The organism is Oscillatoria sp. HE19RPO (genome assembly GCF_024220515.1).
GTDB lineage: Bacteria > Cyanobacteriota > Cyanobacteriia > Cyanobacteriales > Laspinemataceae > Laspinema.
The window spans coordinates 32,357-41,089 of record NZ_JAMXOT010000316.1 but is presented as its reverse complement, the minus strand read 5'-3'; the positions used below and the strand labels follow the sequence as shown (position 1 = coordinate 41,089).

Below are 8,733 nucleotides of genomic sequence, written 5' to 3'. Positions count from 1 at the left end.
CCTCCGGAGGGCCTGCGCATTGCGCCCCTACATTGAGGGGGCTACTCCGTTGATCCGTCATACGAACGAACGTTTTGGAGATTTTATTTTTTGGAGTTCCCTTAGTGCATTTCTCGTGACGTGGCTTTCTCGTGACGTGGCTGAAGCCGCGTCACGCACAATTGGCGGCTCTGCCGCCTGTACCTTTGATGAGGATTTGAAGCCGTGACAGGTACAATAGGCAGCTTAAACCCTTGCTTGGGGACTGGAGGCAGAGCCTCCAAAAGAGCGTGACGCGGCTTCAGCCACGTCACGAGGATAGAAGTGCTGGCTCCACCAACGCACTCCTCTCCCTCTAGGTAGAAATCCGGGTTAAAAGTTATAGCAACTGGGGGGTTGACATCGGGTTTGAGCTTTGTTAGGTTTAGTCTATCTAGGCATAAATTCAATTGACTCATCAATTCTAATCATCATGTTAAACCGCAGCCCCTTCTTTTATTTTTGGTTTATCTTGGTTCACCGGCAGTGAATCCATTTTGACATGGAAACCGCTGGTGAACCGCAGAAGCAACGCTGCGGTTTTTTGTTGGTTTGAAACACTCTCTCGTAAAGGAAAAAGGCGATCGCCATGACATCCCATCTCCCTAACTGGTTTTTTGGCTTCTACTTTTGGCTCAGAAAGAGTTCTGGGTAGGTTTTGTCATGATGCCAAATCGCCTCCGCCCGGAACTTTGAACAGGTTCCGGGCTTTTTTATCGTCCATCTTGATTATTTGTAGATTATTTGTACAAAAGGAGTAATTCCATGAAAAACGCCAAACTCGTCAGCAAATCTCATCCCACGCAACAAACCGCCATCTCCATTGGCGATCGCACCACTATCGGGGGCCAAGACTTATTAATTATCGGCGGTCCCTGTGCTGTGGAGAGTCTCGAACAAATGGAAACCGTTGCCCGTCACCTCGCCCATGCACCCGTCCAACTGTTACGTGGTGGCGTCTTCAAACCCCGCACCTCCCCTTACTCGTTTCAAGGCATGGGAGAGGCGGGGTTAACTATTTTATCCGCAGTGCGTCAGCGCTATGGGATTCCCGTGGTGACGGAGGTGATGTCAATTAATCAAATTGAAAGCATTGTCGCCCACGCGGATCTGTTACAAGTAGGCAGTCGGAATATGCAAAATTTCGACTTGCTCAAAGCATTAGGGGAAGCGGGTAAACCTGTGTTGTTGAAGCGGGGACTGGCAGCGACTCTGGAAGAATTTGTGTTCGCCGCAGAATATATCATGTCTCATGGGAATCCCGATGTGATTCTCTGTGAACGGGGGATCCGCAGTTTCGATTCGTTCACAAGGAATATTTTGGATTTGGGGGCAGTGGTGGCCCTGAAACAGATTACCCATTTGCCGGTGATGGTGGACCCGTCTCATGCGGCAGGGAAGCGAGAATTGGTGGCAGGATTGGCAAGGGCAGCAGTGGCAGCAGGGGCCGATGGGTTGATTATTGAGTGTCATCCAGAACCGGAACAGTCGGTTTCCGATGCCAGACAGGCGCTGTCTCTTCCCGAAATGGTCGAGTTGGTGCAAAGTTTGGGTCCCGTGGCAGCAGCAGTAGGGCGTCGAGTGCGTGAGGGGGAACCTCTGCGGGAATTATCAGCCGCTTAATCGGATTAATCGGAGTGGGAGACTCGGAGGGGTTGAGGGTGGGGAAATCCGAGTCTCCCGCTTCTACAGGAAAACGCCCGTTAGAGGGCTAACTTGCCGCGCCGGATGAATTGTGGATACAATAACAGCATCTGGGTGAATTACAAGGCCGGGGTGTCTTGACCCTAAAGGTTTATGCTCCGGAGGAGTGAGCGATCGCGCAGGTATTCCAACTAGAGGAAAATCTCAAACTAACAATCCCGGGATTGAGGAAGCGTCCAACTGCAAGAGTTCACCCGTATGAGATCGATAATCTGGCTGATTCCCAGGGAGACGAGTCTGAATCCCTTGATGCGTCGATCCGTTTCCCGAGGAGATCCGTTGAAGAATCCCCCCGCGCTATTTTGGGGTTTGACTGTCACCTAATTGCTAATTGTGAATCATTGATATAGCCACTAAAAACCCCCCCTTATGACTGAGATATTTGGAGACTTCATTGAGGATTTGCCCAAGGGAACGGAATATTTAATTTTGGGATTTTCTCCCGCTTCGATTCCCCTCAAGCAGCGGTGGCGAAACAATGGATTATCCGCCGATTTTCTGGCCGACTATTTAACGACATTTTTTCCCAGTAGTGAGGAAACCGCTTCACATCTGAATAAAAAAGCAGAAATCCAATCTGCAGTCAGCTATATTGCCAATGAACTCCTAGAAAATGCCATGAAGTTTAGTGTGGAGACACAGGGATACCCGATTAGTATTCAACTCCACTTAAATTCTGAAAGAATTATTTTTGTGACTACTAATAGTATTTGTCGGGAAAAAATGGGGGATTTTCAGGCATTTTTAATCCAGTTAAGCACCGAGGACCCCCTAAAACTCTACATGGACCGACTGGAAAAAAATGCCCTAGAAGATATAAACACAGCATCGGGACTGGGTTTTCTGACCATGATTATCGACTATGGCGCTAAGATCGGTTGGAAATTTCAGGAGATGAACGGGGAGAAAAAAGCGATCGCCGTAACCACAATGGTACAGATCTTATTATAGACTCATTAATATCGCGATACTCGGACCCCCTATCCGATTTTATTCTTTGATGGGTGGGAAAGTTGTTCTAGAGAGCGCGGCACAAGTACCCAGAGGCGCTAACTGCTCTCAGGGCCATTGTTATCAATGAACTGAAGGGGTAATTCTACTGAACACTATCCCGGTATTGTCCCTTACCATGAACTAGGGAGAAATTCTGCGCGCATCGGTCAGAGTCGGTGAGTGCATCGACTAAAACCGGAAAAAAGCGAGAGAGGAGGCAATCCAATCTGGGCAAACTACGGTTAGGATCGGCAAGCTGACCCTCCTACTCTTTATACCCTTAAGCCGAGATCCCTTATTAACGACTGACTACTGATGATGGAAATTAAGACTGACGATTATCGCCTGTGGTATGAAAACGAAACCTCGACACTAAACTGCCAGGGTTCCCTGCGGTTGAATGGTATGGATGAATATGATCCCATTATCCAACTCCTCGAAAGTGCGATCGAGCAAGAACCGGAGACGATGATTCTCAATCTCAAGGGCCTAGAATTTTTAAATAGCTCGGGGATCAACGTCCTCTCCAAGTTTGTGATCAAAGTCCGGCAGAAAAGGAATGTGAATCTGATTGTCAAAGGTTCTAAGAACCTGCTGTGGCAGGGGAAATCATTGAAGAACTTACAACGACTAATGCCGTCTTTAAAACTGGAATGGGAATAGGGAGGGATCCCGGGGAGTGGGTTGTCGTCAGGAGCATGACACCCTTCGCCATTCCGTCTGCGAGAGGGGACTGCTCTAGCAAGGGTAGCTCAAGGGTCAAAGCGGCTGATTGCCCTCAGTTGAATCCCTGGCCCTCTTTCAAGTCTTCACAACTACTGTTAAGCGGCCCTCAACCGGAGCTTTAACACTAGAACTTTTATAAGACTTGAACAAGGCGAGGACAACGGGATAAAAGCGGCAAATATCACGCGATCGCCAAAGGAAGAGATTTAAGTCTATGTGGGAAGAGACAGTAACAAGAGAACAGCTCCTTTTGGAGGTCCAGACCCTGCGCCGGGATGTGGAAATGCTCAAGCAGGAAAAAAATGACCTGGAGATCCTACTGGAGAATACCACGGAACACTGCGATAATATTGAAGCCGAGCTATTAAAAGCCAAAGAGGTCGCAGAAGTGGCCAGCCGTGCTAAAAGCGAGTTTTTAGCCAATATGAGCCATGAACTGCGAACCCCTTTAAATGGGATTTTAGGCTATGCCCAACTGATGTTGGAAGAAGAAGAAGACCTCACGGAACAACAACGACTCGACCTGACTAAAATTTATCAATGTGGTGAACATCTTCTAACTTTAATTGCCGATATCCTAGATATTGCCAAAATCGAAGCTTGCCGATTAGAAATCGATGCCCAAGAATTTAACTTTCCCCTCTTCCTTAAGGGAATTTGCGATTTATTTGATATGCGCTCTAAACAAAAGGGGATCGAGTTTACTTATGAGCGGGTTACCCCCTTACCCCGTGGCATTTATACGGATCAGAAACGATTGCGGCAAATTTTAATTAATTTATTGGGTAATGCCGTTAAGTTTACCGATTCCGGTTGGGTTGCCTTTAAAGTGGGCTATGCGGTGAATGGTCAGTGGTGTCATAGCGATCGCCTCCCCGGTTGCCCCCCCCTCCCCAGTACCCAGGGGACAACTGAGGAACTCCAGGCAGAATCGCAAAACAGCAGTCATCTGGCCCCCCAAAAAATTCGCTTTGAAATTCAAGATACAGGCATCGGCATTCCCGAGGAAATGATCAACGAAATTTTCCTCCCCTTCCATCAAGTTGGAGATAAAAGCCGGATGGCAGAAGGCACCGGACTCGGACTCGCGATTAGTAAAAAATTAGTGGAAATGATGGGAGGAGAACTCCATGTCATCAGTCACCTAGGGGAAGGGAGTCTCTTTTGGATGGAGTTGGAGTTGCAAGAGCTTCCCGAATGGTCAGATCATAGCAACTCCTTACCTTTAAGAATCGGAAATTAACCCTAAAAACCACAAAGGAAAGGGGAAACCCGATGCTTTTTTTTACCCAAAAACGGCGGGACGACTGCTGGAGAGGATGGAATGTAAATTGACCACCTGACCAATCACTGCGATCGCCGGGGCCTCAAATCCACTCTCTTCAACCCGTTGGACAATGGTTTCTAATGTACCAATCAGTTCTTCTTGATCCGGGCGGGTCCCCCAGCGAATTAAGGCGATCGGGGTCTCTGGACTCAGCCCTGCATTCAGCAGTTCCTGGGTAATATAGGGTAAATTATGCACCCCCATATAAACGGCGATGGTTTCCGAACCTTGGGCGATCGCCTGCCAATTCACCTGGGGTCGATATTTCCCCACCGTCTCATGTCCCGTGACAAACGTCACCGAAGAACTATATCCCCGATGAGTCAGGGGAATTCCCGCATAAGCAGGGGCCGCAATTCCCGAGGTCACTCCCGGGACCACCTCCACCGCCACCCCAGCGGCAATTAAATCCTCCATCTCTTCCCCACCGCGCCCAAATACAAACGGATCCCCGCCTTTTAACCGCACCACAACCGCATGAATCTGCGCCTGTTCGATTAAAATTTGGGTCGTCTCATCTTGCTTCAACGAATGCCGTCCCCGGCGTTTTCCGGCATTAATTTGTTCCGCATGAGGATTAATCAGGGCGAGAATTTGCGGACTGACTAACGCATCATAAATCACCACATCCGCACATTCTAAAAGGGTTTTGCCCTTAATCGTCAGCAAACCCGGGTCTCCCGGTCCTGCCCCAACTAAATAAACTTTCCCCAATGTTCTTGCCTGTGGTCCGCTTGAGTTTGCAGATTGTACTACCATATTGACTCAACTTTAATCCTTGACTTTAGTTGCTGTAACTCGGTCCGATTAACCTAGGTTTATTGCGTTAAAATGTATCAATAATATCTAAAAAAGATTTGGGTTATGGAATTCCAGACCCATTTCTGATTTCTAGTTTAGGCTATTTGTAATCTTGATGACAATTCGTATCTTTGATTACCAGAATGAATTTTAAATGATAGGATTACATTTAGATTATGCGATTTTTGCATGATTGGGAAGGGAACCACGGATTTCACGGATTTTCACGGAGTTGGAGGAGGGGAATGGATGGATTTTGAGGCATTTTTTACGGTGCACTGTAATCTGCCTAGGGAAGGGCCGGGAAGTGATGAGGCGACGCGGGAGGCGCTTCGCCGGTTGCCTCCATTGCCGCGATCGCCTCGGGTTTTGGACCTGGGGTGTGGTCCCGGACGGCAGAGTTTGGTGTTGGCGCAGGAGTTGAATGCGGCAGTGACTGCGGTGGATTTGCATGAACCGTTTTTGCAGCAGTTAGAAGAGTCGGCGAGACAAGCGGGACTGGGCGATCGCATCACGATTCGACAAGCAGATATGGGGGCCTTAGAGGACCCTCCAGGCAGTTTTGACCTGATTTGGTCAGAAGGGGCCATCTATCTCCTGGGATTTGCGAATGGATTGCGCCTATGGCGTCCCCTGTTGCGGGACGGTGGACTGCTGGGGGTGAGTGAATGTACTTGGATTCAGGACAATCCGCCTCGGGAAGTCAGGGAATTTTGGCAAGCAGAATATCCAGAAATGATGACAATTGAAGACAATCTTAAAACAGCAACGGAGGCCGGGTATGAGGTGTTGGATACCTTTATTTTACCGAGATCGGCCTGGTGGGATGAATATCTAACGCCAGTTAGCGATCGCGTTCAGCAGTTACGCGCCTCGGGCAATCTCACCCCGGCATTATCCCAAGTCCTCGCCGAAACTGAACGAGAAATCGACATCTGCGATCGGTATGGCGAGTTTTTTAGTTACGTCTTTTATCTCATGAAAAAACCATAATAGCGGTTTCCAAACTCATAAGGTACAGATGCTATTCAGGAGTGCGAGCATCTTGCTCGCTAGAATAAATAACGAGCAAGATGCTCGCACTCCAAAACATTAATTTAGAGGTTGAATAGCTTAGTTCGTAGTAACGACTTCAGTCGTTCTCTTCTATTGTTCGTAGTAACGACTTCAGTCGTACTCTTGATGTTCGTAGTAACGACTTCAGTCGTTATCCCCAAAAGAGCCCACTACCCCCTAATCATCGCACTTGCAAAGTCCGCAACCGATTCAGGGCCGCAGCGAGTTCCAGAGGACGAAACCGCACTAAATCCCCTTCCGGAAACCGAGTTAACACATCTAATCCTTGCTGATCAATATCCGCCATCACCCGATCGAGAATTTCCCGCAACGATCGCCTGCCATCCATGTAGCGGTCCTTCCCATACACCATTGCCGCCGCGATCGCCCGTAACTGTCCCGGGTCCACAATTTGCTCAACCGCAGTTAAATCAATATCTTCCATACCAAAACGCACTTCATCCACATCGCGCACCTTCAGACGCACATCCCGTTTCCCGGAACTCGGGTCCAGACTGTTGGGGATGGGGACACGGTTGGCAGTCGCCCCGAACTCTTGTCCCCCTTCCGATTGCCGACCCGTGGCATATTCCGCAGCGACTGCCTTGGCGCGATCGGTGACATCGTAGGCGACAAAATTATCCATTGCCACAGCGCGATCGGCCACATCAAAATAATCGCCACTGCCTCCCATGACTAAAATGGTCGAGACTCCCAGGGTCGTCAGGGATTTAATTTTATCAATAAACGGCGTAATCGGTTCCTTTTCTTTGGCAATTAACGCTTGCATCCGGCGATCGCGAATCATGAAATTAGTCGCTGCTGTATCTTCATCGACTAATAACACCGTGGTTCCTGCTTCCAATGCTTCCATAATATTAGCCGCTTGGGAGGTACTGCCGCTGGCATTTGCCGTAGAAAACTGTTGGGTAGAACGACCTTGGGGTAAATGATTGATAAAGGGTGAAATATCGACGCCGACGACGCTGCGACCATCTTCTGCCCGAATTTTCATCGCCCCGGGATCGGTGACGACAAATTCGCGTCCATCGCCGGGAATGTGATTATAAACGCCTAATTCGATCGCCCGCAGTAAGGTAGATTTGCCATGATAACCGCCTCCGACAATTAGGGTAATGCCCGTGGGAATTCCCATGCCGATAATTTTACCGCGATTGGGACAATCAAATTCCACCTGTAATGACTTAGGAGAGACAAAGGGAATTGCTTCCGTAGCACTTAACGGGCGATCGTCTACCCCACTGCGTCGGGGTAAAATGGCACCATTGGCAATAAAGGCGATTAAATTCTGGTCTGGGAGGCGATCGCGCAACCAGTCGGCATCTTCTATGGTTTCCACCTGTTCGCGAATTTTCGATGCATTCAGATTGCGATAAAACAGCGCCTTTTCTACAATTCGAGGAATATCATCGCAGAGCATTTCGGCGGCCAAATGCCCCAAAATCCGCCGTCCTTGGGCAGGAAGTCCGACCGTGAAGCGAATTTCTACCCAATCTGAATTGATGAAAGCACAAGTGCGTTCTAGGACCTCTTGGGTCACTCGGGCGATCGCAATTTGACCACTTTTCCCCGTCCCTCGTCGAGTAGAAACCTGCCTTGCCGCCTGAGAAAACTCCCGAGTGAGATAATCCCCCAGGGCAATATTTCGACTGGCAGACTGATATAATTCTCCAGGAAAACCCGCCACCGATTGAGGCACACGCACCGAAAGTTTACTCGGTGAAGCAAACGGATCTCCCTGAACATAATCGATAGACAGCGTAAAATCCGGGAATTCGTAGCGACCCTGGATATCTTTATACGCCTTATAACTTCGACCATCCAATTGACTTAACCGCTCACGTAACCGTTGATATTGCATGATTGTCCAAAAAAAGATAACCCCTAGTTAGAGCAATGAATTTCGGCCACTCCGAAATTTACCCTACCAGGTGACAATTATCCCACACTACGAACCCTTAATTCAAAATCCAGTTCAACGTCACAACTTCAGTCTTTATCCAGATTGTTCAACGTCACAACTTCAGTCGTTATCCTCTTTTGTTCAACGTCCCGACTTCAGTCGTTCTCTTGTCTTTGTTCAACGT

The 8,733-nt window shown here is 48.6% G+C and carries 8 protein-coding genes; 6 read left to right on the top strand and 2 right to left on the bottom strand.

Translation table 11 applies throughout. The features are described from left to right. The 5 genes from NG833_RS24985 to NG833_RS24965 all read left to right on the top strand — a co-directional run. Positions 1–208 (top strand): hypothetical protein (locus NG833_RS24985; RefSeq protein ID WP_254567986.1); only part of this gene is annotated, 208 nt, incomplete at its 5' end. 575 nt (positions 209–783) lie between these two features. Next, positions 784–1,641 carry a 3-deoxy-7-phosphoheptulonate synthase gene (gene aroF / locus NG833_RS24980; RefSeq protein ID WP_254567985.1) on the top strand — a complete coding sequence of 286 codons (858 nt, stop codon included), beginning with the start codon at positions 784–786 and terminating at the stop codon, positions 1,639–1,641. Positions 1,642–2,091: 450 nt separating this feature from the next. Continuing rightward, positions 2,092–2,673 carry an ATP-binding protein gene (locus NG833_RS24975; protein ID WP_254567984.1) on the top strand — a complete coding sequence of 194 codons (582 nt, stop codon included), beginning with the start codon at positions 2,092–2,094 and terminating at the stop codon, positions 2,671–2,673. 360 nt (positions 2,674–3,033) lie between these two features. Next, the gene (locus tag NG833_RS24970) at positions 3,034–3,378 is read left to right on the top strand and encodes an STAS domain-containing protein (RefSeq protein WP_254567988.1); all 345 of its coding nucleotides are present in this window, start codon (positions 3,034–3,036) and stop codon (positions 3,376–3,378) included. 277 nt (positions 3,379–3,655) lie between these two features. Then, on the top strand, positions 3,656–4,684 hold the full coding sequence (locus NG833_RS24965; protein WP_254567983.1) for a HAMP domain-containing sensor histidine kinase: 1,029 nt from the start codon (positions 3,656–3,658) through the stop codon (positions 4,682–4,684). A 42-nt stretch (positions 4,685–4,726) separates the two neighbouring features. Here NG833_RS24965 and cobA read toward each other — a convergent pair whose 3' ends face one another. After that, positions 4,727–5,527: a uroporphyrinogen-III C-methyltransferase gene (gene cobA / locus NG833_RS24960; RefSeq protein ID WP_254567982.1), complete on the bottom strand. Its 801-nt coding sequence runs from the start codon at positions 5,525–5,527 to the stop codon at positions 4,727–4,729. A gap of 291 nt (positions 5,528–5,818) precedes the next feature. Between cobA and NG833_RS24955 the strand changes: the two genes are divergently transcribed. Beyond that, complete coding sequence (locus tag NG833_RS24955; protein WP_254567981.1) at positions 5,819–6,562, top strand: cyclopropane-fatty-acyl-phospholipid synthase family protein; 744 nt, start codon at positions 5,819–5,821, stop codon at positions 6,560–6,562. Positions 6,563–6,806: 244 nt separating this feature from the next. Here NG833_RS24955 and NG833_RS24950 read toward each other — a convergent pair whose 3' ends face one another. Further along, positions 6,807–8,507, bottom strand: coding sequence for an ABC-ATPase domain-containing protein (locus NG833_RS24950; protein ID WP_254567980.1), 1,701 nt, complete (start codon positions 8,505–8,507; stop codon positions 6,807–6,809). Between the last annotated feature and the right edge of the window lie 226 nt (positions 8,508–8,733).